This window comes from Catenuloplanes atrovinosus (assembly GCF_031458235.1).
Lineage (GTDB): Bacteria > Actinomycetota > Actinomycetes > Mycobacteriales > Micromonosporaceae > Catenuloplanes > Catenuloplanes atrovinosus.
Genome location: NZ_JAVDYB010000001.1, coordinates 756,719 through 780,274, shown reverse-complemented (window position 1 = coordinate 780,274; position 23,556 = coordinate 756,719). Strand labels below are relative to the sequence as shown.

The window sequence follows — 23,556 nt, the reverse complement described above, 5'->3', positions numbered from 1 at the left end:
GATCACCCGGGCGGCGCCTCGATCATGTGCGCTGGCCTGCGTGTGCTGCACTGAGTGCCCCTACTCATCCGGCGAGGGGGACGGCTGCGAGAGGCTACACCGCATGATCATGACTCGGGTGGGGATCACGGCCGCCGCCGCCGCGCTGCCGGACCATGAGGTGGAGACGGCGGAGCTGCAGCGGCGAATATCCGGCGCCAGCGGCCTGCGCCTCCCGGACGGCATGTTCGAGCAGCTCACCGGCGTGCGACGGCGCCGGATCGCGGGCGACGACGAGTACGCGTCCACGCTCGCGACCGCGGCCGCCCGCCGCGCGCTCGACGACGCCGGCCTCGACCCGCTCGACGTCGACGTGCTGCTCTTCGCGTCCGCCAGCCGGGACATGGTCGAGCCGGCCACCGCGCACATCGTGCAGGCCGCGCTCGGGTCGCGCGCGCACGCGCTGGACGTGACCAACGCGTGCAACAGCTTCATCAACGGCATCGACCTGGCCCGGTCGATGATCATCGCGGGCCGGGCCGGGCGCGTCCTGGTCGTCACCGGGGAGACCCCCACCCGGGCGATGCGCCACACGCTCACCGACATGCGCCAGGTCCGCGAGTCGTTCGCCGGGTACACGTTCGGCGACGGCGGCGCGGCGGTGCTGGTCGAGCCGGTCGCGCGCGGCGGCATCCTGGACGTCGACACGGAGACGCACTCGGAGCACTGGCGGGTCGGCGGCATCCCCGGCGGCGGCTCCCGGCACCCGCGCGGCGACGAGTACACGTACTTCACCGGCGAGGGGCACACGCTGCGCGCGGTCTTCGAGAAGATCGGCGCCGGGATCGTCGAGCGGGTCGGCACGCGCACCGGGCTCGACTGGGACGACTACCGGCACGTGCTCGTCCACCAGGTCACCGGGCCGTACCTCGCCCGGTTCGTGGAGATCACCGGCGTGCCGGCGGAGAAGCTGGTGCCCACGCTGCCGTCGCTCGGCAATCTGGCCAGCGCCAGCCTCGGCGTACAGCTCAGCCGGATCTTCGCTGATCTGCTGCCCGGCGACCGGGTGCTGCTGGTCGGGCTGGGCGGCGGCGTCAGCATGATGACCATGGTGTGGGAGAAGGCCTGATGCTCGGCCCGCTCCGCGCGGCGCTCGGCCGCGACACCGACCGTCCCGCCGTCCTCGGCACCACCCGCACCGGCCGCCCGGTCGTCCGCGCCACCCGCGGCCACCTGCACGACCTCACCGAGGGGTACGCCCGCGCACTGCACCACCGCGGCCTGCGCGCCGGCGACACGCTCGGCGTCGCGGTCATCCCCGGCCCGGCCGCGCTCGCGCTGATGCTCGCCGCGCACCGGCTCGGCCTGCGCACCGCCATCCTCGACCCGTCCGCCGGCCCGGACGTGCTGCTGGCCCGCCTGCGGCTCGCGTCGCCGGCGCTGATCGTGGCGGACGGCGCGGCCCAGGCGCTCGCGTCCTGGGCCGCACCGCTGGCCCGGCGTGCCCAGCTGGCGCTGCCACCGCTCGGCGACCTGGCGCCGGTGGCCACGCTCGGCCGCCGCTGGCCCGGCTCCGCACCCGCGCTGGAGATCCCCTCCGGCGGTACGCCACCGCCGGTCTACGACGGGGACGGCGACGCGGTCGTCGTGTTCACGTCCGGCACCACCAGCAGCCCGCGCGCGGTCGTGCACAGCCGGGCCGGCTTGGACGCCGGCATGCGCGCGGTCACCGAGCTGGTCCGGCCGGACGCGGACGCGCCGGTCGCCGGCGGCACGTTCTTCGTGCTCGCGCCCGCGCTGGCCGCCGGCGCACCGGTGGCGATGCCGGCCGGCCGGCCACGCACGCTGGCGCGGCAGCTCGCCCGGCTGCACCCACAGGCCACCTACCTCACGCCGCCGGAGCTGCGGGCAGCGCTGGACGCGGGCGCGCGCTTCACCGGCCGCGTCTACAGCGGTTCCGCGCCGGTGTCCGCCACGCTGCTCTCCCGGGTACGGCGGGCGGGCGCCACCGAGGCGTGGGGCGTGTACGCGCTGACCGAGGTCTTCCCGGCCGCCGCCGTCGAGTCACGCGAGAAGCTCGGCTTCACCGGCGACGGCGACCTGCTCGGCGCGCCGCTGCCCGGCGTCTGCGCCCGGCGCGCCGCCGACGGCGTGCTGGAGCTGCGGGCACCCCAGATGTGCCACCGCTACCTCGGCCTGGCGCCGCACGACTGGGTCTCCACCGGCGACGTCGCCACGCTGGACGCGGGGCGGGTGGTGCTGTCCGGGCGGGCGAAGGACATGATCCTGCGCGCGGCGGAGAACATCTATCCCGGGCTGTACGAGCCGTCGCTGCACGTACCGGGCGTGGCGCTCGCGCTGATCGTCGGCGTACCCGCACCGGACCAGGACGAGACGGTGGCGGCGCTGATCGAGCTGGAACCCGGGGCGTCGGAGGCGGCGGTGCGCGCGGCCCTGCGGGGACCGCTGTCCCGGATGGGCGAGGCGCGCCCGGACCACCTGATCTTCGCCGCGGTCCCGGTGTCCGGCCGCTCCCGCAAGCCGGACCGGGCGGCCGCCTCCGACGTGGCCGCCCGGATGGTCGCCACCGGGCGCGCCCGGTGAGTGCGCCGGTGGCCGCCCGCCTTTGCTCTGCTTACCAACCGGCGGCGGCCGGTCCGGGGCGGCGGCAGGCGGCGCGGTCGCACACCGGTAAGCAGTACAAACCGGCCGGAAATGTCCGGATAGCGCTCGATGCGGCACCGTCGCGCGCCGGTAAGCAGAGCAAAGCCGCCGGAAACGTGCGGGCAGCGGTCGATGTGGCGACGGCGCGCCCAGGTAAGCAGAGCAAAGCCGCCGGAAACGGCTGGGCGGCGGTGGGAAGCCGGGCCGTGGTCGAGTCGGGGCGCCGGCGGGCCGGGAGTGTGCGATGAGCGGGCGCAAGCGGGATCGGCGGGTCTATCTGGGTGCGCATCCGTTCCTGTTCGGGCTGCTGGCGGCCGTGCGGCGGCGGCCGGTCGCGCGGGTGGGCGGGACGCTGCTGGTCAACGGGACCGAGGAGTTCATCGAGGCGATGACGCGGGTGCCGTTGGATCGGCGGGCGGCGGGGACCACCGGCGCGATCGCGCGGGACCTGGCCGACGCGGATCTGCTCTTCGATCAGGAGGGTGCGGCGCACCGGGACGCGCGGCGCGCGCTCGCCACGCGGCTGAGCAGCGCGGGCGTGGAGCGGCTGCGGCCGGTGTGGCGCGCCGTACTCGATCACCGGCTGGGCGAGCTGCGCGACGGCGGCCGGCTCGACGTGGTCGATCTCGCGGCGGAGCTGGCGGGTCGCACGGCGGCGGCGCTGCTCGCCATCGACGCCGACCCGCGCGCGCTGGCCACGGCCGCCCGCGGCGCGGCCGCGGCGGCGGCCCGCGCCCACCTGCCGGGACCGCACCTGCCACCCCGGCGTGGCCACGATCCGGCGACCACGGCGGCGCGGCTCACCACGCTGCTCGCCACCTCCCCTCGCATCTGCGGCACCAGCTCCTCACCGGAGGGACTGGGGCCGGAGATGGGCGCGGGGCTGGCGGCGATGGTGGCGGTCGCGGCCATCAACACGACGGTGGCGGGGATTCCGCGGGCCGTGGCGTGGTGTGCCGATGACGGGCTCTGGGAGCATGCGGCGGGTGGCGAGCGGGTGGACGCGCTGGTCGCGGAGCTGTTGCGGGTGATCGTGCCGACGCCGCTGCTGCCCCGGGCGGCCGGTGGGGACGCGACGATCGGCGGCTGCCCGGTGTCGCGCGGCGACCGGCTGGTCCTGGTGACCCGGCACGCCGCCGGGGCGCACCACCGCGATCCGGACCCGCTGGATCCGGCGCCGCCGCACGTGGCGCAGCTGGTCTTCGGCACCGGGCCGCACGCCTGTCCCGGCGCGGCCCTGGCCCGGGCACAACTGCGGGACGTGCTCGAGGCGCTGGCGCCGCTGCGTCCCGCGGTCGTCGCCGCGCGGCCCGACCGCGCCGCCGCGCTCCCCGGCTGGCGCACGCTGCGAATCACGGCGACGCGCTCAACCGGGGATGGGCTCCCGATCGAGCCGGACGAACGCCTGACCGGGCCGGGACGGGCGCATGGTCCAGTCGAATGAACGCGTGACCAGGCCCGGGAGGGTCGCGTGATCGGGCCGGGGGTGCGGGTCGCGGTGACCGGGGGCAGCGGGTTCTGCGGTGGGTACGTGGCACGGGCGGCCGTGGCCCGTGGGGCCGACGTGGTCTGTCTCGGGCGGCGTCCGGGGCCGGACGGAACCCGCCACCTGCCGTGGGATGCCGCCGGCGGGCCGCCCGATCTTCGGGGCGCGGACCTGATCCTGCACCTCGCGGCGGCTGTGGGTGATCCGGCGCCGGAGCGGGCGTCGCGGGCGGTCAACGTGGACGGGGCGCGGCGGCTGCTGGACGCGGCGGATGGGCGGCCGGTGGTGTGGGTGAGCAGCGGCAGCGTCTACCGGCCGCATGACGGCACGGTGACCGAGGACCATCCGGTGGACGGGCAGCGGAGCGTCTACGGGCGGACCAAGGCGGCCGGGGAGCGGCTGGCGATCGAGGCGGGCGCGGTGGTGCTGCGGCCTCGGGCGGTGTACGGGCGGGGGGATCCGCACCTGCTGCCCCGGTTGCGGCGGGCGGTGCGGCGCGGCGTGATCCGGCTGCCCGGCGCGGACACGCGGCTGAGCCTGACCGCGGTGGAGAACCTGGCGGACGCCTGCCTGCGGGCGTGCGCGTGGCCGGCGGGGCCGTACAACATCGCGGACGCCCGGCCGTACCCGCGGAACGAGACGATCGCCCGGGTGCTGCCGGGCGTGCGGGTGCGGGAGATCCCGGTCGCGGTCGCGCTGGCCGCGGCGGCGCTGCGCGCGCCCGGGGTCACCCGGTACGCGGTGGAGCAGCTCGCGTACGGGCTGGTGCTCGACATCGGCAGGGCCCGCGCGCAGGGCTGGGAGCCGGCGCGCGACCTGGGCGACTTCCTACGCGGCGCCGAGCCCGTCGGCTGACGGGCCGGGGTCCGGCGGGATCGCCTCGATCGCCTTGGCGGCCTCGATCGCCACCGCCTCGGACGCCATCGCGAACGCGGTCAGCGACCGCAGCAGCGCGCGGCGCGACCCGGCCGGCATCCTGGTCAGCACCCCCTCTATCGCGTCGCACCGCCGCTGCCGCAGGTCCTCGAGCAGCTCCGTGGCGGTGGAGGTCAGCGTCAGGTGCACCTCACGCCGGTCGCGCGGGTCGGGCGCCCGGGTTATCAGCCCGGTCGCGGCGAGCCGGTCGCACAGCCGGCTGGCCGAGGACGGCACCACGTCCAGCGCCTCGGCGAGTCCGCCGAGGTTGAGGCCGGGCCGGCGGGCGAGAATGGTCAGCACCCGGAACTGGGTGGCCGACACCGGGAGGCGGGGGTCGTTACGGGCGGAGTCGAGCACGTCGAGCAGCGGCCCGACGGCCGCCTCCACGGCGACGGCCAGATCAGCCACGCTCTTCATAACCGGAGCGCATACCCACGTCCGGCGAATTCAACCCGGTGGAAGCGGATCAGTCCGTACCGTGCCAATCAAGGCAGACGATGACCGCGTCGTCCTCCGGGTCCGCGTCGTCGTGATAGTCCTGCAGCCCGCGCATCACCGACCCGACCGCCTCGGCCGGCGGCTGCAGCCGGGTCGCGCGGATCGCGGCGTGCAGCGCCGCCTCGCCGAACGACTCGCGCTCGCCCGGTGCGGCCGCGTGCACGCCGTCGCTGACGATGAAGAGCCGGTCGCCGGGCTCCAGCATGAAGGCCTGAGTGGAGTATCGCGCCTCGCCGAACATGCCGAGCGGCAGCTGCTGGTCGAGCAGGACCGGGGACAGCTGGGACCCGCGGACCCGGAACGCGCGCGGCGACCCCGCGTCGACCGCGAGCACCCGGCCGCTGGCCAGGTCCGCCTCCAGCAGGAGCGTGGCCACGTGCCGCTCGCCACCGTGGTACGCGAAGATGGTGTCGGAGGCCAGCTCGGCCTGCTCCACGATGTCGCCGTGCGACCGGCGCGCGTTGCGCATGGCGTTGACCGCGAGCCCGGCCAGCGCGGACGCGGCCAGCCCGGTGCCGTCCCCGTTCAGCACCGTTATGGTCAGGCGCTCGTCGGTGACGGCCCAGTCGAAGTGGTCACCGGCCACCGTGTACGCCGGCTCCAGCTGACCGGCCAGCTCGAAGCGCGGGTGGCTGAGGCTGCGGCCGGGCAGCAGGTCCCACTGCATCTCCGCGGCCATGGTCAGTCGCTCGCGGCGGCGGGCGCGGCGGTAACGGTCGGTGTCCCGGTCCGCGGCGCGCAGCGCGATCGCCAGCTCGTCCGCGGCCTCGGCGAGCCGGTCCACGTCGAGGTCGTCGCCGTCCAGGACCAGCACGCCGACGCGCTCGCCCCAGACGGTGAGCGGCAGGAACACCCGGCCGTCCTCGAACACCGGCTGCTGGCCGGCGAAGCAGCGGGCGGACGCGCCGCGGTCGCGCAGCACGCCGCCGACCGGGTCCTCGTGGCCGTCCAGCACCGGCCAGAGCCCGGAGATGCGGTAGTCGGCCATCAGCACGTCCACGCGGGCCACGCCGTACCACTCACGGAGGTGCTCGTCGGCGGCCTCGACCAGGCGATCGGGGGCGGTCGCCCGCAACAGCGCGCCGAAGTCGTCGTCCGCCATCCGCCGCTCCTCCCCTGGTGGGTCCACCTTGCCAGCACCCCCGGCCGCGGGTCCAGGCCCACGGGCGGGACCAACGGCCCTGTTACCCAACCGCGCCGGATCGCAAGACTCGAAGGGAGCCCGAGGAGGCTGTCATGGAGCGGATCGCGATCGGTTACGACGGCACACCCGAGTCGGCGGCGGCGCTGCGGTGGGCGGCGCGAACGGCGGCCCGGCGGCAGGGTTCGCTCCGGGTGGTGACCGCCTGGCCGGCCCGGGACCGGGACGTGGCGCGCGCGGCCGGGACGCTGCCGGACGAGCGGCGGCGGCTGCAGCGCGCGCAGGCGGAGGCGATCGACGACGCGGTACGCGGCCTGCCCGCGCGCCCGCCGGTGGTGCGCGAGCTGATGCTGGGCGAGCCCGAGGTGGCGCTGGCGCACGCGGCGGAGAACGCGGCGCTGCTGGTGCTCAGCGCCGGTCAGCGCGTGCCGCGGACCCGCACGGCGACGGTGACCGCGCCCGTCACCGGACGATGACCGGCGTCGAGCGGGCGATCTGGATGTCGCGGCCTACGCCGTACTCGTACGAGTTGACGATCGCGTCCAGCCAGAAGATGTACGCCTCGCCCTTCTTCAGCCCGGTCACGGTCTGCGTGATGGTGGTGCAGCCCTCGCCGGCCGGCACGTCCTGCCAGTCCGCGGGCGGCTGCTCGCCGTGGTAGATGGTCTGCGGGATCGCGGCCAGCCGGTACGACGCGACCGCCGGGTCACCGACGTTGACCCAGCTCACGGTGGCCTGCCCGGCGCCGGGGGTGACGGTGAGCCCGTTCAGCACGTTCGGCCGCAGGTTGCCGACGCACTCGGACGGGACCGGGCTGACCGACACCGGCGGGTCCGGCTCGAGCGTGAGCACGCTGGTGGGCGTGGGGCTGAGCGGCGCGCCGGGCGTGGGACTGGCGGCGGGGGTGCCGGCGAGCACGCGCGTGGACCAGTCGGCGGTACCGGCCTCGGCCGCACCGGACCCGGTCGTGCTCTCCGTGGTCAGCCCGAGCAGGCTGCAACCGGAGAGCGCGAGCAGCATCGCGACCCCGGCGATGCCGAGGCCGGTGGCCCGTGGGGTGCGGTTCATGGTCGCCCTTCCGTGGTGTGCGCGACCGCCGTCCGTGGCGGTCGTGACGCACCATCGGCCGGGCCTCAGCCGTCCTGAGCCGAACGGTTCCAGAGGTCGAGCTGGAGCGCGGTGTGCCGGGGCGGCGCGAAGCCCAGCGCGCGGTAGCCGGGCTCGCCGCTCGGCGACGCGTGCAGCGACACCCGCGCCACGCCGCGTTTGGCGAACCACTCGATGAGCTCCTCCATGCACGCGCGCGAGAAGCCCCGGCCGCGGTACTCCGGGTCGGTGACGACGTTGAATATGTAGCCGCTCTCGCCGGTCAGCGAGTTCGGGCTGGCGATCCGGGTGTCCACGCTGCCGACCGCGCAGGAGGCCAGCCGCTCCGGCTCGTCCGGCCGGTCGACCACGAACGCGGCGAGCAGCCCGGCCGAGTCCGCGAGCCGCGCCCGGAACTGGCGCTGCGCGATCTCACTCCACTCACCGGGTCGCGGCTCGGGCTCGCCGAACGCGTCCCGGATCATCACGGCGCGAAGCCGTACCAGCTCCGCCGCGTCCGATGGGTCCGCCCGCCGTACCGTGATCATCACTCGACCCTAGCCAACCGACGTCACCGTCGACCAAACGTTTTCCGACGGGGGTACGACGTGGGTGGCAGAGTCACCACCATGAGCGGACACGGACACGGACACGGTCACGGGCACACCGACATCGACTGGGCGCGCATGGGCGATCAGTTGGAGCGGGGCGCCGGGCTGTACGCGCCCGCCCTGCGCGAGGCGTTCGCCTGGCTGCGCGGCCTGACCGGTCCGGTCGCCGACGTGCTGGACCTGGGCGCCGGCCCCGGTGCGATCTCCGCGCTGCTGGCCGTGGCGTTCCCGGAGGCGGAGGTGGTGGCGGTCGACGGCAGCGCGCCGCTGCTGGACCGCGCCCGGGCCCGCGCGGAACGGGACGGCCTGCGGATCACGACCCGGCACGCGGACCTGCCGGACGGCCTGGACACGCTGCCGGCCGGCGAGGCGGGGCTGGTGTGGGTGAGCGGCGCGCTGCACCACCTCGGCGACCAGCAGGACGCGCTGCGCCGGATCGCGCGGCTGCTGCGCCCGGGCGGTCTGTTGGCGCTCCAGGAGGGCGGGCTGGCGCCGCGCTACCTGCCGCGCGACTTCGGGCTCGGCCGGCCCGGCCTGCAGGAGCGGCTGGACGCGGCGCAGGAGGAGTGGTTCGCCGCGATGCGCGCGTCGCTGCCCGGCCACACGCGCGCGCACGAACACTGGCCGGCGATGATGGCCGCGGCCGGGCTGGAGCCGGCCGGGACGCGCTCGTTCCTGACCGACCTGCCCGCGCCGCTGCCGGACCACGCGCGCGAGCACGTGCTCGGCGATCTGACCCGCCGCCGGGAGACGCTCGCGGAGCACCTGTCCGGCGAGGACGTCGCCACGCTGGACCGCCTGATCGACGCGCACGCCCCGGACGGCGTGCCGCTGCGCCCCGACGTCTTCATGCTCACCGCCCGCACCGTCCACGCCGCACGGGCCCTTTCGTGACCAGACTCCGAACGCGCGGGGAGGCCGGCCACGGCCGGCCGGTGCCCGCTCCGGGCATGCGGATCGCAACACGCCGGAAGCGGGAAGACCGCTTATAGCAGGTTCTTCAGCAGTTGCTCGCCGGCCGGCCAGGGGCCGTAGCCGGATGAGCTGTTCACGTGCCCGGCGTCGCCGGCGTCGATCAGCTGCGCGCCCCAGTCCTCCGCGTACTCCCTGGACTCCTCGAACTCCGCGTACGGATCGGTGCGGCTGGCCACCAGGATCGCCGGGAACGGCAGCGCGGTGCGCGGCACGTCGATGGCCGGCTCGTCCGGGTCGTCCGGCCCGGGCGTCCACTCCGGATCGATGTAGGGCGGCGCGACCAGCAGCGCGCCGCGCACCGGCCCGGCGTGCCGGACCGCCCACACCACGGTGGTGACGCAGCCGGCGCTGTGCGCGACCAGGACGGCGGGCTCGCGGGACGCGGTGATCGCCCGGTGCAGCGCGGCGACGCGCAGGTCGAGGTCGAACAGCGGGCCGCTCGGGCGGGGCACCCACTGGTACTCCGGATTCGCGGCGGCCCAACGGGACTGCCAGTGGTCAGGTGAGGCGGCGCTGCGCCCGGGTACGAGAAGTATCCGTGCCACGGCGACATCATAGACACTCATCGTTTGATAGGAGAGTCGGAAGTCCGTCACATCTGGTAGTTGATTCACTACGCTGCGCATGGTAACCGAACTCGATTGGCTGACGGCAAATATTCTTGAAGAAAAGTGGTTTGAGCCGGGAGGCCAGCGGCTATCAAGACGTCGCCGAGCCTCCGGTCGATGTCGTGCACCAACCATCGACTCGCGCCCCCGAGGTTCGGAGGACATCGAGGTGCCGGGAGGACCACCATGACCGCAACGACGACGCCGGCCGCGGCGGCGGCCGATACGAAGACCGAGCCGCTGAGCAGCCGCGCCACGCAGGCAGACAAGGCAACCGAACTTCTTCAGACGCTGTGCGCGATGCCCGCCGGGCACCCGTCCCGCGAGGCACTCCGCGACCGGGCGATCGAGGCATGGCTCCCGCTGGCCCGTCACCTCGCGCTGCGCTTCTCCGGGCGCGGCGAGCCGATGGACGACCTCGAGCAGACCGCCACGATCGGCCTGATCAAGGCGATCGACAAGTTCGACCCCGAGCGTGGCGTCGACTTCGCGGGCTACGCGATCCCCACCATCATCGGTGAGATCAAGCGCTACTTCCGCGACCGGACCTGGGACGTGCGGGTCCCGCGCCGGCTCCAGGAGCTGCGCCTGGCCATCTCCGAGGCGAACAGCACGCTGCTGCAGTCGCTGGGCCGCTCGCCGACGGTCGCGGACATCGCCGCGCACCTGAAGGTCACCGAGGAGGAGGTCCTGGAGGGCCTCGAGGGCGCCCGTGCGTACACGGCCACCTCGCTCTCCACGCCCGCCACCGCGGACGGCTCGACCGAGCTCGGCGACACGCTCGGCGGCGTCGACCGCGAGTACGAGCTGGCCGAGCTGCGCGTGGCGCTGGGCCCGGCGCTGGCCACGCTGGACGAGCGCGAGCAGAAGATCCTGACGCTCCGCTTCTACGGCAACCTCACCCAGTCGCAGATCGCCGACCAGATCGGCGTCTCCCAGATGCACGTGTCCCGCCTGCTGGCCCGCGCGCTCACCAAGCTCCGCGGCCACTTCGGCCCCGACGACTGCTGAGTCGTCCGGACCCCCACGAGACCGCGCGCCGGCCAGGTTCCCCCGTGCCTGGCCGGCGCGCCTTCGTCGCGCCCGCCATACCCCCTCGCGTGCCTTAGACTGCTCTCCCGCACGCGAACCGAAACGAGGAACCCCCGGTGATGATGTCCACCTCCACGCAGCCGGTCCGCATCCTCGTGGTGGACGACGACCCGGGCGACGTGCTCATGATCGAGGAGGCCCTGGAGGCCTCCGGCAGCCCCAAGCACGTCGACGTGGTCGGCGACGGCCAGGAGGCGCTCCAGTTCCTCCGCCGCGAGGGCAAGCACGCCGACGCCTCGCGCCCCGACCTCATCCTGCTCGACCTCAACATGCCCCGCGTCGACGGCCGCCAGGTCCTCGCCGAGGTCAAGGCGGACGAGCGGCTCCGCCTCATCCCGATCGTGGTCCTGACCACCTCCAAGGCGGACACCGACATCCTGTCCAGCTACACGCTCCAGGCCAATGCGTACGTGACCAAGCCGATCGACCTCGACGAGTTCGAGCACGTCGTCCGCAACATCGACGAATTCTTCGGCCAGATCGTGGTGCTGCCGAAGCAGTCCTGGTCGTAGGGGAATCTCATCTTCCCGCGTCCGGCGGGTCGCGGCCCGCATACGCGGAGCGGGCACCGGTCCCGCGGCCGGGCGCCGGCCGCGTGGCCGATGGAGGCCCGCTGCCACCAGCGGAACCGGGAGAACCGCCCTAACCCACCAGTTCCTTGATGGCCGCGTCGAAGGACTCCTGGTGGCGGGACACGTCGTCCAGGGTGGTTTCCGGGCACATCAGGGCCATGTTGTGGAACGGGGTCAGCAGCACCCCCCGGTTCGCCATGTACACGTGCAGGTAGTCCTCCAGTTCCGGGTCCGCCGCCGCCGCCGACTGGGTTCCGTTCCGGGGCGCGGGGGAGACGAAGCGGTACTCCACTCGCGCGCCCAGCTGGCACACCGACCAGGACAGCCCGTGCCGGTCCAGCACCAGCCGGACCCCGGCCGCGAACGCCCGCGCCATGGAGATCATGTGCTCGAACGCCGCGTCCGTCAGCACCGAGGTGAGCGTCGCGCGGGTGGCGGCCATCGAGAGCGCGTTCCCCGCCAGGGTGCCGCCCACCCCACCGGCGTCCACCAGGTCCAGGTCCGAACGGGTGGCCAGCGCGTCGGCGAGCTCGCTCGTCATGCCGTACGCCGCCGACGGCAGGCCTCCCCCGATCGCCTTGCCGATGGTGACCACGTCGGGTTGCAGCTCCCACGCACGCGTGGCCCCGCCCGGCCCCTCGGAGAACGTGTGCGTCTCGTCGTTGATCAGGTAGGTGCCGTACCGCTGGGTCAGCTCCCGCACCTTGGCGAGATAGCCGATCTCCGGCGTGACGATGCCGACGTTGGTCAGCGCGGGCTCCATCAGCACCGCCGCGACGTCGCCGTGGGCCAGTTCGCGGGCCAGGCCGTCGACGTCGTTGAACTCGGCGACGCGGCTGGTGGCGAGGACGTCGACCGGCGCGCCCACGTTTCCGGCGCGGGCGCGCGGGCGGCCGTCCGGGCCCACGACGATCAGCGTCTCGTCGACGGAGCCGTGGTAGCAGTAGCTGTTGACCAGGATGCGCGGGCGGCCGGTGACCGCGCGCAGCAGGCGGACGGCCCACCGGTTCGCGTCGGTGGCGGTCAGCGCGAAGCTCCACAGCGGCAGCCCGAAGCGGCGGGCCAGGTCGGCGCCGACCACCTCGGCGTCCTCGGTGGGCAGCATCGCGGTGGCGCCGCCGAGCGCCGCCAGCCGGCGGTGCACGGCCTCGACCACCGGGATCGGGCTGTGGCCGGCCATCGCGGCGGTGTCGCCGAGCGAGAAGTCCGCGTAGTCGTGCCCGTCCAGGTCGGTGACGTGCGCGCCGCGGGCCGTGCCGAGGTAGAGCGGGAACCCGGCCGCGGTCTTGTTCATCCAGGTCATCGGCGTCCGGCCGAAGAGGTGCTCGGCGTGCGCGTACGCGGCGGCGGAGCGTGGGTTGCGGTCGGCGTACGTGACGCGCTCGCGTGCCAGCAGGGTGGCCAGACGCCCGCGGTCAATCATGAACGGCCCTCCGATCCGGCGGGTGAGGGCCCCTCAAAATAACAGCCGACCGCTCGGTTTTCAGGTGTCACCCGGACGAGAACTTGGCATGCGTCTCGCCACCTCAACAACGTAGAGTCACATGGTCATCGCCGTCCGCAGCATCGGAGGATGTTGATGGTGTTACGACGCTGGCAGGTCGCGGTCCTGGCCGCGCTCAGCGTGCTCGCGCTCGCCTGCGAGGGGGAGGCGGGCGGCACCCCCGGGGCGGACCCGCCGCCGGACTCCGGCCAACTCCCGGCCTCCATGGCCGCGCTCGGCGACTCGATCACCGCCGGCTACGGCACGTGCGTGACGCTGGTCGTCTGCGTGCGCAACTCCTGGTCGACCGGGTTCGACGCCGACGTGGACAGCCACTACCTGCGCATTCGCGCCGGTAACCCGGACATCACCGACAACGCGCACAACTTCGCGAAGGCGGGCGCCCGCGCGGCCGACCTGCCGGGCCAGGCCGAGGCGGCGGTGCGGTCGGGCGCGTCGTACGTGACCGTCATGATCGGCGCGAACGACGCCTGCCGCGCCACCACCGCCGCGATGACGCCGGTGGAGGACTTCCGCGCCCAGGTGGACGCGGCGCTGGCCACGATCGGCGAGGGCCTGCCGGAGGCGGAGGTGCTGGTCGCCAGCATCCCGGACGTCTACCGGCTGTGGGAACTCGGGCACACGGACGATCGGGCGGTCGCGGCCTGGAACCGCGGCATCTGCCCGTCCATGCTCGGCAACCCGGAGTCGCTGGCCGACGCGGACCAGGACCGCCGCCGCGAGGTGGACCACCGCATCGAGGACTACAACCGCGAGCTGCGCCGGGCATGCCGAGAGTTCGGCGAGCGCTGCCGGGATGACGAGGGCGCCGTGCACCGGGTCCGGTTCACGCTCGACCTCGTCAACCACCTCGACTTCTTCCACCCGAACGTCGCCGGCCAGGCCGCCATCGCGGAGAAGACCTACCCCTTCTAGCCTTTTCCCGCTTCCGGCGTGGTGCCGGCCGCATGCTCCCGCGGGCACCGGTCGGCCGCGGGCGGCCTCCCTGCCGGTTCCGCGGTGGTCGCCGGAAGAACGCCGGTCAGGTCGCCGACGGCAACGAGCGCGGCGTGTCGCGGAAGATCTCCACGGCGCGCTTGGCCAGCGCGGTCGTGGCGCTGGAGTTGGCCCAGGTGCCGAGCGCGATTGACGCGCCGGGCACCACCTTGGCCACCATCCGCTTGGCCGCGCGCACGCCGGCCATCTGCGCCAGCCGGATGCCGAGCCGCAGCATCACGCCGGTCAGCGGCGTGCCGCCCGAGCGGGCGAACAGCGCGCTGGCCCGCTCCCGCCCGGCCGCCACGCCGAGCGCGATCCGGGCGGCCTCCGCGGCCTTGTGCACCTTCTGCAGGACCAGCAGGTCGGTGGCGCGGTCCGGATGGGTGGGGTCGATGCCGTACGCGGCCGCGATGTGCAGCACCATGCGCGCCTGGGTCCAGGCGAGCACGCCGACGTCGACCACGGCGCCGGGCAGGCCGGCCGCGCCGGAGACCGCGCCGGAGAGCCGCGCGTGGTTGCGGAAGCGCTTGACGGCGCGCTGGGCGAGCACGTCGGCCGGGACGTCTGGCTGCATCGCGCGGGACCGCTCGGCCCAGTCGCGCGCCTGCGGCCCGAGCCGGCGCACCGCCTCCAGCGCCAGATGCTCCGGCGCGTACTGCGGGTCGCTCTTCATCCGGTCCCACAGGTTGCCGGGCGGCGCCGCGATCGTCTCGTCCTCGGCGACCGGGTCGTCATCGGCGGCGGAACTGGAGAATCCATCCGGGGGTACGGTCACGTGTGCGCTCCGGGTGATGTGCGGGTGGTGAGGATTCGAGGATGCCGGTCAGCGGCGGCGGCCGGACAACCGGGTCAGCAGACCGCGCAACTTCTGCTGCGTCTGCGGCTTGGCCAGCTCCCGCTGGGCGCGCTCCACGGCCTTGCGGCCCGCGGGCGAGCGCAGGAACGTCTGGATCCGGTCGACGATGCGTGCCATGACTGCCTCCTCGTGACTCTTTCCATGGTGCTACCCACGCGCCAGGTCACCAGAACCACCCGAGACCGACCTGGCACGAAGCGGCCACCGTCAGCACGGCGACCGCGACCCGTCCGGACGGCACCGGCACGACCAGCGCGGCGGCGCCGAGCACCAGCAGCGCCTCCCCCGGCGTGAGCGGCACGCCGAGCGCGACGGCCAGCGCGATCAGCAGCGGCGGCACCGGCAGCAGCAGCGAGAGCAACCATCGGCCGTTGACCAGCGCCAGCAGCAGCGCGGCCAGCAGCACGGGGGTACGCAGCACCGCCTCCCCCAGTTCCCGCCACGGCTGCTCGGCGAGCGCCGCCCACCCGCCGGTGAGGACGCTCGGCCCCCACCCGCTGTCCCGTACCCCCTGGAAGAACGTGCCGGCGAAGCGCCACTCCAGGAACGCCCAGCCGCACACCGCCGCCGCGGCGGGGAACGTGATCACCAGCGCGGTCGCGCGCAGCATCCCCGGCCCGGGGGCCGTGCCGCCGAACCCGCGCCAGCGGATGATCACGGCGCAGGTCACGGCCAGCATCACGGTGAACAGCACGGCGTAGAGGTCGCACAGCACGGCCGCGCCCATGGCCAGCCCGCAGGTGAAGCCGCCGCCGGTATCGCCGTCGACCGCGAACCGGACCATCCCGGCCAGCGCCACCGAGAACAGCGCCACGGTGGCGAACCGGTGGAAGTCGCTGACCGCCAGCGCGCCGAACGCGGGCATCGCGCCCAGCCCGGCCAGCAGCACCGCGGCCAGCCGGCGCGGCAGCCCGTAGCGCCGGAGCCGGTCCCAGAGCACGCCGAGCACGACGCCGGCCAGCAGCGCGCCGGCCACGCCGAGGCCCCTGGTGCCGAACGGCGCCAGCCCGGCCACGGCCGCGGGCAGCGGCGGGAACAGCGCGCTCACGAAGCCGAGGTCGTCGGCGCCCCACCTGATGATCATGCCGTCCCGCTCGATGGCCGCGTTCGCGGTGACGTCGCCGGTCCAGGCCACCGCCAGCGCCACGAACGGCGCGGCCAGCAGCAGCCGGAACGCCCAGCGGCGCACCGTACCGGCGCGGCGCTCGGTCCGTGGGGTCCTGGCCCGCTGCGGCCGGCGGGTGACCGTGGTGGTGGCCCGCGGCGGCCACTCAGGCGTGAACGGCGCCGTCGCCGTGCGTGTGCCCCGCGACGGTACTGAGGCCATGGGTGGTCTTCTCCCAGTAGTGCGGTCGGGTGATCAACTGCCAGAGCGCCTTGTAGGCGGAGATCGAGTGCATGAGCCAGTAGGCGGGGTTCAGCAGGCCCCACGCGACGAGCCGGTACCGCCGCCGCTTGAACGCGCCCATCATGGACACGTAGATCATCATCGCGTTCCCGACCAGCAGGTTCACCAGGCCGCTCCACAGCACCCAGCCCGGGAAGTACGGCGAGAGCGCGTCCGGCGGCAGCAGTAGCGACACCGCGAACAGCAGGTAGAGCGGCGGTACGCACAGGAACGTCAGCGGCGTGCCGCCGACCAGCAGCGCGAACCCGAAGGCGGGCCGCGGGCCGATCATCCGGAGCAGCGTGACCGGCTGCCGCAGGTGCACCAGCGTGGTCTGCAGGTACCCCTTGATCCACCGCGAGCGCTGCCGGATGAAGTTGCCGTACGCGCGGTTCGCCTCCTCGAACGTGGTCGAGTTGATCACGCTGACCGTGCGCCCGAGCGCGGCGGCCCGGATGCCGATGTCCGCGTCCTCGGTGACGTTGAACGGGTCCCACCCGCCCAGCCGGCGCAGCGCGTCCGTGCGGAAGTGGTTGGAGGTGCCGCCGAGCGGGATCGGCATCCGGCTGGCGTCCAGCCCGGGCAGCATGTAGTCGAACCAGAACGAGTACTCGAGCGTGAACATGCGGGTGAGCGCGTTCTCCTCCGCGTTCCAGTAGTTCAGCGCCGCCTGCACGCAGGCCAGGCTGCGCCCGCCGCGGCTGAACGCGACCACGGCCTTCTTGAGCTGGTCCGGGTCGGGCTTGTCCTCCGCGTCGTAGATGACCAGGAACTCGCCCTTGGCCAGGAACAGCCCGACGTTGCACGCCTTCGGCTTGGTCTGCGGCTGCCCGGCCGGGATGGTGACGAACGTGATCGTCTGCGGTGGCCGGGCCGCCTTGGCCGCCTCCCGTGTCTCGTCGTCCTCCTCCTCCAGCAGCAGCAGGATCTGCAGCTTGGCCGGTGGGTAGTCGAGCGCACCGAGGTTCGCCACCAGGTCGCCGACCACGTTCGCCTCGCGGTAGACCGGCACCAGCACGGTGTAGACCGGCAGGTCCACGTCGCGCAGCGCGGCCACGTCCGCCGCGCTCACCGTCTCGTAGTACTCGAACCGCGCGCCGGACATGCAGATGGCGAACTTGAACCCCACGCTGATCAGGAACGCGGCGCCGACGGCGGCGGAGAGCGCGACCAGCACCGCGCGCGGGAACAGGATCGACAGGATCACCAGCACGACCAGTGCGATGCCGAACACCCAGCGCTGGCCGCGGCTGAGCACGGTGCGCGCGGAGCGGTTCTCGTCGCGCCGCCACAGGCCCAGACTGGCCTCGTCCAGCACCAGGCCGCGGAAGCCGCGCATCACGGCCACGTCGATGTCGAGACCGGTGACCGCGACGAACTCGACCTCCGCGCCGCCGAGCCGCCGGCCCACCTCGGTGCGGCGGCGCTCGGTGGGCGCCTCCGCCGTGGCGACCAGGACCGTGCCGTCCTCGCGCCGCCGGACCGGGAACCAGGCGCCGGCGACCAGTTCGGTGGGTTCCAGGCCGGCCAGCAGCGTCTCGTCGACCGGGTGCTGGTCCAGGTCCTCCAGGTACGGGATGTCCCAGCCCCGGGCCAGCACGCGGTAGACGTCCAGCCGCCGCACGACGCCGGAGTTGATCAGGATGGTCTCCAGGCGGGCGCCGGTGCGCACGCGGGTCCGTACCGCGTCCGACATCTGCTGCCGGGTCAGCAGGCCGGCCTCGACCAGCAGGTCACCGACCGGGATGCTCGCGCCCACCCGCATCGTCATTCCCACACGATATGACGGAAATTTCCTCTTTAAGCGGGGAATCAGACGCTGGCCGGGTTCTGTTCGGTGAGCAGGTCGGAGACCTCGTCCGCGGCCATCGGGCGCGCGAAGTGGTAGCCCTGCGCGTTGACGCAGCCCAGGCCGGCCAGCTCCGCGGCCTGGCCGGGTGACTCGACGCCCTCCGCGACCGTCTCCAGGTGCATCATCTGGCTCAGCCGCAGCACGGTCTCGGCCACGGCCGCGCCCTCGGGCGTACCGTCGAGCTTGGCCACGAACGACCGGTCGATCTTCAGGATGTCGACCGGCAGCGCGGTCAGGTAGCGCAGCGTGGAGTAGCCGGTGCCGAAGTCGTCCAGCGCGATCCGGATGCCGCGCTTGTGCAGCTTCCGCAGTTCCTCGACCGCGACCGGGTCCTCCACCCGCACGCTCTCGGTCACCTCGACGATCAGGTCCCGGTACGGCAGCCCGCTGTCGTCCAGCACCGCGAACACGCGCTCGGCCAGCCCCGGCACCAGCTGTCGCGGCGACACGTTCACCGCCAGGTGCAGCGAGTGCCCGGCCGCGTGCCACGCCGCGACCTGCCGGCAGGCCTGCTCCAGCACCCACGCGCCGATCTCGCGGATCGCGCCGGTCTCCTCGGCCAGCGGGATGAACGACAGCGGCGGCACCTCGCCGCGCACCGGGTGCGCCCAGCGGACCAGCGCCTCCACGCCCACGATCCGCCCGTCCGGCAGCGTCGCGATCGGCTGGTAGTGCACGCGCAACTGCCCGGCGCGGACCGCGTCGCCGAGCTCCGCCGCCAACTCCTCCGCGTGCGGGTCCAGGCCGTCCTTCTCCGCGCGCTTCGCCCGGTACATCGCCTCGTCGGCCATCCGCAGCAGCGCGTCCGCGTCGTGCTCGCCGGGGCCGGTCACCGCTACGCCGATCGCGGCCCGCACCTGCACCACCACGTCGCCGATCAGGATCGGCATCTCCATCTCCTGGCGCAGCCGCCGCACCACCGCCTGCGCGTTCTCCGCCGGGCCGATGTCGTGCAGCACCACCGCGAACTCGTCGCCGCCCAGCCGGCCGACCACGTCGGAACCGAGCACGGCGCGGCGCAGCATGCCCGCGAACTCGACCAGCAGCCGGTCGCCGGCCGCGTGCCCGAGCCCGTCGTTGACCTGCTTGAAGCCGTTGAGGTCGGCGAGCAGCACCGCGGTGGAGTGCCCGGAGCGCCGGCCCCGGGCCAGCGCGCGGCCGAGCGCGTCGTGCAGCCGGGCGCGATTGGCCAGCCCGGTAAGCCCGTCCGTGATCGCCAGCTCGTGGTTCTCCCGCAGCGTCGCGACCTGCCGCAGCACCACGATGCCGACCAGCAGCAGCGCGCCGAGCACCAGCCCGGTCCACGGATAGATCCGCTCCTCCCGGAGCGTGGCCGCGACCAGCAGCGACAGCCCGGCCGCGATGCCCAGGTAGGGCAGGCGGCTCACGGACAGCGACCCCGGCACCCGGACCCGGGACGCGCCCTCGATCCGGGACGCCTCGAACGCGGCGGTCGCGACCAGCGCGTGCGCGACCATCCAGCACCAGAACTGCCAGCCCACCACGGCCGGGCCGCCCGGGTGCACGGCCAGAAACCCCAGGTAGGTGTTGCCCACGATCTCGAAGATCAGCGCGGCGCCGAGCAGCGTCATCGGCAGCCGGGCCGAGGCGTCCACGCCGCGGATCAGCACCAGCGTGACGCCGAAGAGGAGCACCAGATCGCCGATCGGGTACGCGATGGCGAACGCGACCGTGTGCGGTCCCAGCGCCGCCCCGGCCGCCAGCGCGGGCCCGGTCACCAGGTACCACATCAGCATCGCGCCGCCGATCACCACGGCGCCCACGTCCAGCGGTGTCTTCCAGTGCGCCAGTTGCCCGGCCGGCCGTCGCGGCATGGAGAGCAGGCCGGCCAGCATCAGCGGCAGGAACACGCCGAGCCGCGCCCAGTGCCCCGGCACCGGGAACGACCGCGCGCCCGGGAACGCGGCGAACAGCACGGACGCGACGCACAGCGCGGTGAACGCCGCGGCCAGAATCCACCAGGCGCGGCGGGTCGCGGCGTCCGGCCCGGGGCGGCGCGCGGCGCGGACCGCGAACGTGACCGCGAGCACATCCGCGACCAGCATCGCGATCTGCGGCACTACCACGGTGCGGAGCTCGGCGGCCAGCGGCGCGGTCAGGGTCAGGACGGCGGCGGTCAACACGGCACCACCCGTGACGCCGTAGAACCCGGCCGTTGACCGTCGCATCGACTCTCCCGCCGTACCGATTCCGCTCCTGTCTGATCGGCGACGAGGACGCCGAGATGAGGTGCCTGCCGTGGGCGCCGTGAGGGGAATTTGAGAGAATCTCGCGGGGAACACCCGGTGACGCGGGAATGTGCCGCGACACCGGGACGTTGGCCGAGTCGGTTTGTTCTTTCCAGGAGGGGGAGAGACCGGTGCTCGATCCGGAGGAGCTCTACCAGCTCACCGACGACCTGCCGACGCTCGCGGAGCTCGACGAGCCGGTGCTGGTGCACGCGATGACGGGCTTCGTGGACGCGGGCAGCGCCACCCAGCTCGCGGTGGACCACGTACTCACGACGCTGGACAGCACGGTCCTCGCGACGTTCGACGTGGACCAGCTCATGGACTACCGCTCGCGACGGCCCCCGATGATCTTCGACCGCGACCACTGGGTCAGCTACGAGACGCCGCAGCTCGCGCTGCACCTGGTGCACGACACGGTCTCCGCGCCGTTCCTGCTGCTCACCGGCCCGGAGCCGGATCTGCAGTGGGAGCGGTTCATCGCCGCCGTGATCCAGCTCGCCGAGCGGTTCCGGGTGCGGCTGACGATCGGGCTGAACGCGATCCCGATGGCGGTCCCGCACACCCGCCCGGCCAGCGTCACCGGGCACGCGACCCGGCGCGCGCTGCTCGGCGACCAGGAGTCGTTCATGCAGAAGGTGCAGGTGCCGGCGAGCATCGGCAACCTGCTCGAGCTTCGCCTCGGCGAACAGGGCAAGGACGCCATGGGGTACGCGGTGCACGTCCCGCACTACCTCGCGCAGACGGAGTACCCGGCCGCGGCCGAGACGCTGCTCTCCTCCGTGTCGCACTCGACCGGCCTGCTGCTGCCGCTGGACGGCCTGCGCGCGTCCGCCGCCGAGGTCCGGGCCGAGGTCGACCGGCAGATCGCCGAGGACGACCAGGGCCGCAACCTGGTCGGCGCGCTGGAGCAGCAGTACGACGCGTTCCTGCGCGGGCGCGCGTCGAACAGCCTGCTGGCCAGCCCGGCCGTCGAACTGCCGACCGCGGACGAGCTCGGCGCGGAGCTGGAGCGCTTCCTCGCGGAACAGCAGTCCCGCAACGACGACAACTGACGCGTACGCGCGAAACGGGGCCGTGCCATCCGTGGCACGGCCCCGTTCTCATCACCCCAACCCCGGCGCTCACCTGATGTACGTGAACGTCGCCTTCTCGCTGGTGCCGCCCGGCGCGGTGACCTGCACGTCGTAGGTGCCGGCCGCCTTCGCGGGGAACGTCGCCCGCAGCTCCGTGCCGGACACCCGGGTGAACGCCACCCGCGTCCCGCCCACGGTCACCGCGGTGACGTCGCCCAGCGCCGTACCCCGGATGGTGATGGTGGCGGCCTTCCCGGCCGGGCCGGAGGTGGCGCTGAGCGCGGTGACCACCGGCCTCGGCGGCGCCACGTAGGTGATCGTGACCGTGGTGGTGCCGCCCGGCGTGGTCACGACCAGCGGGACCTCACCGGCCGCGCGCGGCGGCAGGGTGACCGTGATCTTCGTGTCCGTGACGCTGCCGCCGACCGTCCGGCCGCCCAGCGACATCGCGGCCTTCAGCAGGGCGGTGCCGGTAAGCGTGAGCTGCGTGGCCTTGACCGTGGAGGCGGTGGTGGCGGACGCCGCGGTCACCGCCGGCGCGGCCGGCGGCACATAGGTGAGCGTGACCGGCGTGCTCTTGCCGTAGGCGGTGGTCACCGTGACCGGGTACGTGCCCGCGGCCAGCGCCGGCGTGGTGAACGTGAGCGTGGCGCCGCCGGCCACGGCCCGGTAGCCCACCGCGCGCGTGCCGACCGTGACCGACCGGACGCCGGTCAGGTCCGTGCCGGTCAGCGTGACCGTGCTGCCGCCGTAGACCACCACGCTGGACGGCGCCAGCGCGGAGACGGCCGGCCCGTTCGGCGTGTACGTGAACCGCGCCGCGGTGCCGGCCGCGCTGGTCCCGCCACCGTTGGTGACCGCCACGTCCACCGTGGTGCCGGAGACGCCGGCCGGCGCGGTCGCGGTCAGCTTCGTGACGCCGCCGGTCACGCTCGCGCTGAACGTGGCGGGCTTGCCGCCGAACGTGACCGCGGTGGCGGTGGCCAGGCCGGAGCCGGTGATGGTGACCGCGGTGCCGCCCACGGCCGGGCCGCTCCTCGCGGAGAGCGCCGCCACGGTCGGCACCGGCTCGGTCTCCTGGGCCGGCGTGTCGATGCCGCTGACCGTGTACGCGCCGTTCACCGCGGTCTGCACGAACGACCAGGACAGGTGCGCGTCGCCGCCGTTGCCCCAGCCGGTGCCCCAGGAGTTGCGAATCCACACGCCGGTGGCGTCGTAGCCGAGCAGCGCGACCATGTGACCGCCCAGGCTCGTACCGGTGGTGGTGCCGTAGTTGGTGTGGCTGCGCAGGTACATGAAGTCCCGGTAGACCGGGAAGCCGATCGCGACCGGCTGGCCGGAGGCGAGCGCCTGCTTCACCGCGGCCTGCGCGTTCGTGCCCTGGTTGCCGCCGACCCAGAGCCGCTGCCAGCCGGTGATCCGGTAGTTCTCCGCGTTGGCGATCTGGTCGGCGGTCGGCGGCGTCTGCCAGCCGGTGGTGCCCTGGAAGTAGTGCGCCTGGGTGTCCACGCCGCCGGCCTGCGCGCGGGTCAGCGCGTAATCCGGGTTCGTGCCGGCACCGGGTGCGCCGCCGGCCGCGACCGTGCGCATGTAGAGGAACAGCGGCGCGTACGGCGCGCCCGCACCGTTCTGCCGCTTCGCGTAATAGCCCATGATCGAGTACGCGATCGACCACGAGACGCACGAGCCGACCTGGCCCTGGTCGCCCGGTGCCGGCGCGTACGGGCGCAGGTCGACGCTCGCGGGCAGGTCGGTGACGGCGGACGCGCGCGCCTCCGCCTTCTTCAGCTGCGGGCTCTGGACGTACCCGCCGACCGGGTGCGGAAGTCTCGTGACGCCCGCCGCGGCGGACGCCGGGACCGGGCCGGCCGTGACGCCGACGGCCACGGCGAGCAATGCGGCGGCACTGGATATCAGGGCCCTGCGGGTGATGCGCATACCGGCTCCTTCCGGGGGACCGGCCCGCGGAGACGGCCCGGGGCCGGGCTGGCCGCACACTTCGACGCGCCCCGGTGGCGGCTGAG

22 protein-coding genes are annotated in these 23,556 nt (G+C 74.0%); 10 read left to right on the top strand and 12 right to left on the bottom strand.

Features of this window, described 5'->3' with window-relative positions:
* The first annotated feature begins 103 nt into the window (after positions 1-103).
* From J2S41_RS03515 to J2S41_RS03500, 4 genes are all read left to right on the top strand, one after another.
* Complete coding sequence (locus tag J2S41_RS03515; protein WP_310362949.1) at positions 104-1,108, top strand: 3-oxoacyl-ACP synthase III family protein; 1,005 nt, start codon at positions 104-106, stop codon at positions 1,106-1,108.
* Positions 1,108-2,583, top strand: coding sequence for an AMP-binding protein (locus tag J2S41_RS03510; RefSeq protein ID WP_310362946.1), 1,476 nt, complete (start codon positions 1,108-1,110; stop codon positions 2,581-2,583). Before J2S41_RS03515 ends, J2S41_RS03510 begins: the two co-directional genes overlap by 1 nt.
* Positions 2,584-2,887: 304 nt before the next feature.
* A complete protein-coding gene (locus J2S41_RS03505) occupies positions 2,888-4,087 on the top strand; it encodes a cytochrome P450 (protein ID WP_310362943.1) in 1,200 nt (399 codons plus the stop codon).
* 27 nt (positions 4,088-4,114) lie between these two features.
* Complete coding sequence (locus J2S41_RS03500) at positions 4,115-4,984, top strand: NAD-dependent epimerase/dehydratase family protein (protein ID WP_310362941.1); 870 nt, start codon at positions 4,115-4,117, stop codon at positions 4,982-4,984.
* On the opposite strand, the gene J2S41_RS03495 is transcribed toward J2S41_RS03500, so the two are convergent.
* Positions 4,958-5,464: a MarR family transcriptional regulator gene (locus J2S41_RS03495; protein ID WP_310362940.1), complete on the bottom strand. Its 507-nt coding sequence runs from the start codon at positions 5,462-5,464 to the stop codon at positions 4,958-4,960. The two genes, J2S41_RS03500 and J2S41_RS03495, sit on opposite strands and share 27 nt — an antisense overlap.
* 49 nt (positions 5,465-5,513) lie before the next feature.
* On the bottom strand, positions 5,514-6,647 hold the full coding sequence (locus J2S41_RS03490) for a PP2C family protein-serine/threonine phosphatase (RefSeq protein ID WP_310362939.1): 1,134 nt from the start codon (positions 6,645-6,647) through the stop codon (positions 5,514-5,516).
* A 134-nt stretch (positions 6,648-6,781) separates the two neighbouring features.
* On the opposite strand from J2S41_RS03490, the gene J2S41_RS03485 reads away from it, so the two are divergent.
* On the top strand, positions 6,782-7,162 hold the full coding sequence (locus J2S41_RS03485) for a universal stress protein (protein WP_310362938.1): 381 nt from the start codon (positions 6,782-6,784) through the stop codon (positions 7,160-7,162).
* On the opposite strand, the gene J2S41_RS03480 is transcribed toward J2S41_RS03485, so the two are convergent.
* Together J2S41_RS03480 and J2S41_RS03475 are read right to left on the bottom strand one after the other, a co-directional pair.
* Positions 7,149-7,754, bottom strand: coding sequence for a hypothetical protein (locus tag J2S41_RS03480; protein ID WP_310362935.1), 606 nt, complete (start codon positions 7,752-7,754; stop codon positions 7,149-7,151). The genes J2S41_RS03485 and J2S41_RS03480 overlap by 14 nt on opposite strands.
* 65 nt (positions 7,755-7,819) lie before the next feature.
* Positions 7,820-8,320 (bottom strand): GNAT family N-acetyltransferase, encoded by a 501-nt coding sequence (locus J2S41_RS03475; RefSeq protein ID WP_310362932.1) that lies wholly within the window; start codon positions 8,318-8,320, stop codon positions 7,820-7,822.
* Between the two features lie 81 nt (positions 8,321-8,401).
* On the opposite strand from J2S41_RS03475, the gene J2S41_RS03470 reads away from it, so the two are divergent.
* Positions 8,402-9,277: a class I SAM-dependent methyltransferase gene (locus J2S41_RS03470; protein ID WP_310362930.1), complete on the top strand. Its 876-nt coding sequence runs from the start codon at positions 8,402-8,404 to the stop codon at positions 9,275-9,277.
* A gap of 92 nt (positions 9,278-9,369) precedes the next feature.
* On the opposite strand, the gene J2S41_RS03465 is transcribed toward J2S41_RS03470, so the two are convergent.
* Positions 9,370-9,903: an RBBP9/YdeN family alpha/beta hydrolase gene (locus J2S41_RS03465; RefSeq protein WP_310362927.1), complete on the bottom strand. Its 534-nt coding sequence runs from the start codon at positions 9,901-9,903 to the stop codon at positions 9,370-9,372.
* Between the two features lie 363 nt (positions 9,904-10,266).
* On the opposite strand from J2S41_RS03465, the gene J2S41_RS03460 reads away from it, so the two are divergent.
* Together J2S41_RS03460 and J2S41_RS03455 are read left to right on the top strand one after the other, a co-directional pair.
* The gene (locus tag J2S41_RS03460) at positions 10,267-10,977 is read left to right on the top strand and encodes a SigB/SigF/SigG family RNA polymerase sigma factor (RefSeq protein ID WP_310376267.1); all 711 of its coding nucleotides are present in this window, start codon (positions 10,267-10,269) and stop codon (positions 10,975-10,977) included.
* A 140-nt stretch (positions 10,978-11,117) separates the two neighbouring features.
* Entirely contained in the window at positions 11,118-11,570 is a 453-nt protein-coding gene (locus tag J2S41_RS03455; protein ID WP_310376265.1) for a response regulator, read from the top strand.
* Between the two features lie 130 nt (positions 11,571-11,700).
* Here J2S41_RS03455 and J2S41_RS03450 read toward each other — a convergent pair whose 3' ends face one another.
* On the bottom strand, positions 11,701-13,053 hold the full coding sequence (locus J2S41_RS03450) for a transaminase (RefSeq protein ID WP_310362925.1): 1,353 nt from the start codon (positions 13,051-13,053) through the stop codon (positions 11,701-11,703).
* Between the two features lie 159 nt (positions 13,054-13,212).
* Between J2S41_RS03450 and J2S41_RS03445 the strand changes: the two genes are divergently transcribed.
* Positions 13,213-14,049 carry an SGNH/GDSL hydrolase family protein gene (locus tag J2S41_RS03445; protein WP_310376263.1) on the top strand — a complete coding sequence of 279 codons (837 nt, stop codon included), beginning with the start codon at positions 13,213-13,215 and terminating at the stop codon, positions 14,047-14,049.
* Between the two features lie 106 nt (positions 14,050-14,155).
* On the opposite strand, the gene J2S41_RS03440 is transcribed toward J2S41_RS03445, so the two are convergent.
* The 5 genes from J2S41_RS03440 to J2S41_RS03420 are packed head-to-tail and all read right to left on the bottom strand — an operon-like array spanning position 14,156 to position 20,396.
* The gene (locus J2S41_RS03440) at positions 14,156-14,887 is read right to left on the bottom strand and encodes an EcsC family protein (protein ID WP_374728105.1); all 732 of its coding nucleotides are present in this window, start codon (positions 14,885-14,887) and stop codon (positions 14,156-14,158) included.
* A 48-nt stretch (positions 14,888-14,935) separates the two neighbouring features.
* A complete protein-coding gene (locus J2S41_RS03435) occupies positions 14,936-15,085 on the bottom strand; it encodes a hypothetical protein (RefSeq protein ID WP_310362922.1) in 150 nt (49 codons plus the stop codon).
* A 46-nt stretch (positions 15,086-15,131) separates the two neighbouring features.
* Complete coding sequence (locus J2S41_RS03430) at positions 15,132-16,295, bottom strand: hypothetical protein (RefSeq protein WP_310362917.1); 1,164 nt, start codon at positions 16,293-16,295, stop codon at positions 15,132-15,134.
* Positions 16,240-18,126: a glycosyltransferase gene (locus tag J2S41_RS03425; protein WP_310362915.1), complete on the bottom strand. Its 1,887-nt coding sequence runs from the start codon at positions 18,124-18,126 to the stop codon at positions 16,240-16,242. Before J2S41_RS03425 ends, J2S41_RS03430 begins: the two co-directional genes overlap by 56 nt.
* Before the next feature lie 41 nt (positions 18,127-18,167).
* Positions 18,168-20,396: a putative bifunctional diguanylate cyclase/phosphodiesterase gene (locus tag J2S41_RS03420; RefSeq protein ID WP_310362913.1), complete on the bottom strand. Its 2,229-nt coding sequence runs from the start codon at positions 20,394-20,396 to the stop codon at positions 18,168-18,170.
* A 191-nt stretch (positions 20,397-20,587) separates the two neighbouring features.
* Here J2S41_RS03420 and J2S41_RS03415 point away from each other — a divergent pair, with 191 nt between their 5' ends.
* Positions 20,588-21,511 carry a proteasome assembly chaperone family protein gene (locus J2S41_RS03415; protein WP_310362910.1) on the top strand — a complete coding sequence of 308 codons (924 nt, stop codon included), beginning with the start codon at positions 20,588-20,590 and terminating at the stop codon, positions 21,509-21,511.
* Positions 21,512-21,580: 69 nt separating this feature from the next.
* Here the strand turns inward: J2S41_RS03415 and J2S41_RS03410 are convergent, their stop codons facing one another.
* The gene (locus tag J2S41_RS03410) at positions 21,581-23,470 is read right to left on the bottom strand and encodes an IPT/TIG domain-containing protein (protein WP_310362908.1); all 1,890 of its coding nucleotides are present in this window, start codon (positions 23,468-23,470) and stop codon (positions 21,581-21,583) included.
* Positions 23,471-23,556 lie beyond the last annotated feature (86 nt).

Bases quoted from the DNA above. Each gene is read 5' to 3' on its own strand.
- J2S41_RS03425 (WP_310362915.1), bottom strand. From the start codon at position 18,126: ATGACGATGCGGGTGGGCGCGAGCATCCCGGTCGGTGACCTGCTGGTC.
- J2S41_RS03460 (WP_310376267.1), top strand. From the start codon at position 10,267: ATGCCCGCCGGGCACCCGTCCCGCGAGGCACTCCGCGACCGGGCGATC.
- J2S41_RS03435 (WP_310362922.1), bottom strand. From the start codon at position 15,085: ATGGCACGCATCGTCGACCGGATCCAGACGTTCCTGCGCTCGCCCGCG.
- J2S41_RS03430 (WP_310362917.1), bottom strand. From the start codon at position 16,295: ATGGCCTCAGTACCGTCGCGGGGCACACGCACGGCGACGGCGCCGTTC.
- J2S41_RS03490 (WP_310362939.1), bottom strand. From the start codon at position 6,647: ATGGCGGACGACGACTTCGGCGCGCTGTTGCGGGCGACCGCCCCCGAT.
- J2S41_RS03455 (WP_310376265.1), top strand. From the start codon at position 11,118: ATGATGTCCACCTCCACGCAGCCGGTCCGCATCCTCGTGGTGGACGAC.
- J2S41_RS03485 (WP_310362938.1), top strand. From the start codon at position 6,782: ATGGAGCGGATCGCGATCGGTTACGACGGCACACCCGAGTCGGCGGCG.
- J2S41_RS03505 (WP_310362943.1), top strand. From the start codon at position 2,888: ATGAGCGGGCGCAAGCGGGATCGGCGGGTCTATCTGGGTGCGCATCCG.
- J2S41_RS03475 (WP_310362932.1), bottom strand. From the start codon at position 8,320: ATGATCACGGTACGGCGGGCGGACCCATCGGACGCGGCGGAGCTGGTA.
- J2S41_RS03510 (WP_310362946.1), top strand. From the start codon at position 1,108: ATGCTCGGCCCGCTCCGCGCGGCGCTCGGCCGCGACACCGACCGTCCC.
- J2S41_RS03480 (WP_310362935.1), bottom strand. From the start codon at position 7,754: ATGAACCGCACCCCACGGGCCACCGGCCTCGGCATCGCCGGGGTCGCG.
- J2S41_RS03470 (WP_310362930.1), top strand. From the start codon at position 8,402: ATGAGCGGACACGGACACGGACACGGTCACGGGCACACCGACATCGAC.
- J2S41_RS03515 (WP_310362949.1), top strand. From the start codon at position 104: ATGATCATGACTCGGGTGGGGATCACGGCCGCCGCCGCCGCGCTGCCG.
- J2S41_RS03495 (WP_310362940.1), bottom strand. From the start codon at position 5,464: ATGAAGAGCGTGGCTGATCTGGCCGTCGCCGTGGAGGCGGCCGTCGGG.
- J2S41_RS03410 (WP_310362908.1), bottom strand. From the start codon at position 23,470: ATGCGCATCACCCGCAGGGCCCTGATATCCAGTGCCGCCGCATTGCTC.
- J2S41_RS03450 (WP_310362925.1), bottom strand. From the start codon at position 13,053: ATGATTGACCGCGGGCGTCTGGCCACCCTGCTGGCACGCGAGCGCGTC.
- J2S41_RS03420 (WP_310362913.1), bottom strand. From the start codon at position 20,396: ATGCGACGGTCAACGGCCGGGTTCTACGGCGTCACGGGTGGTGCCGTG.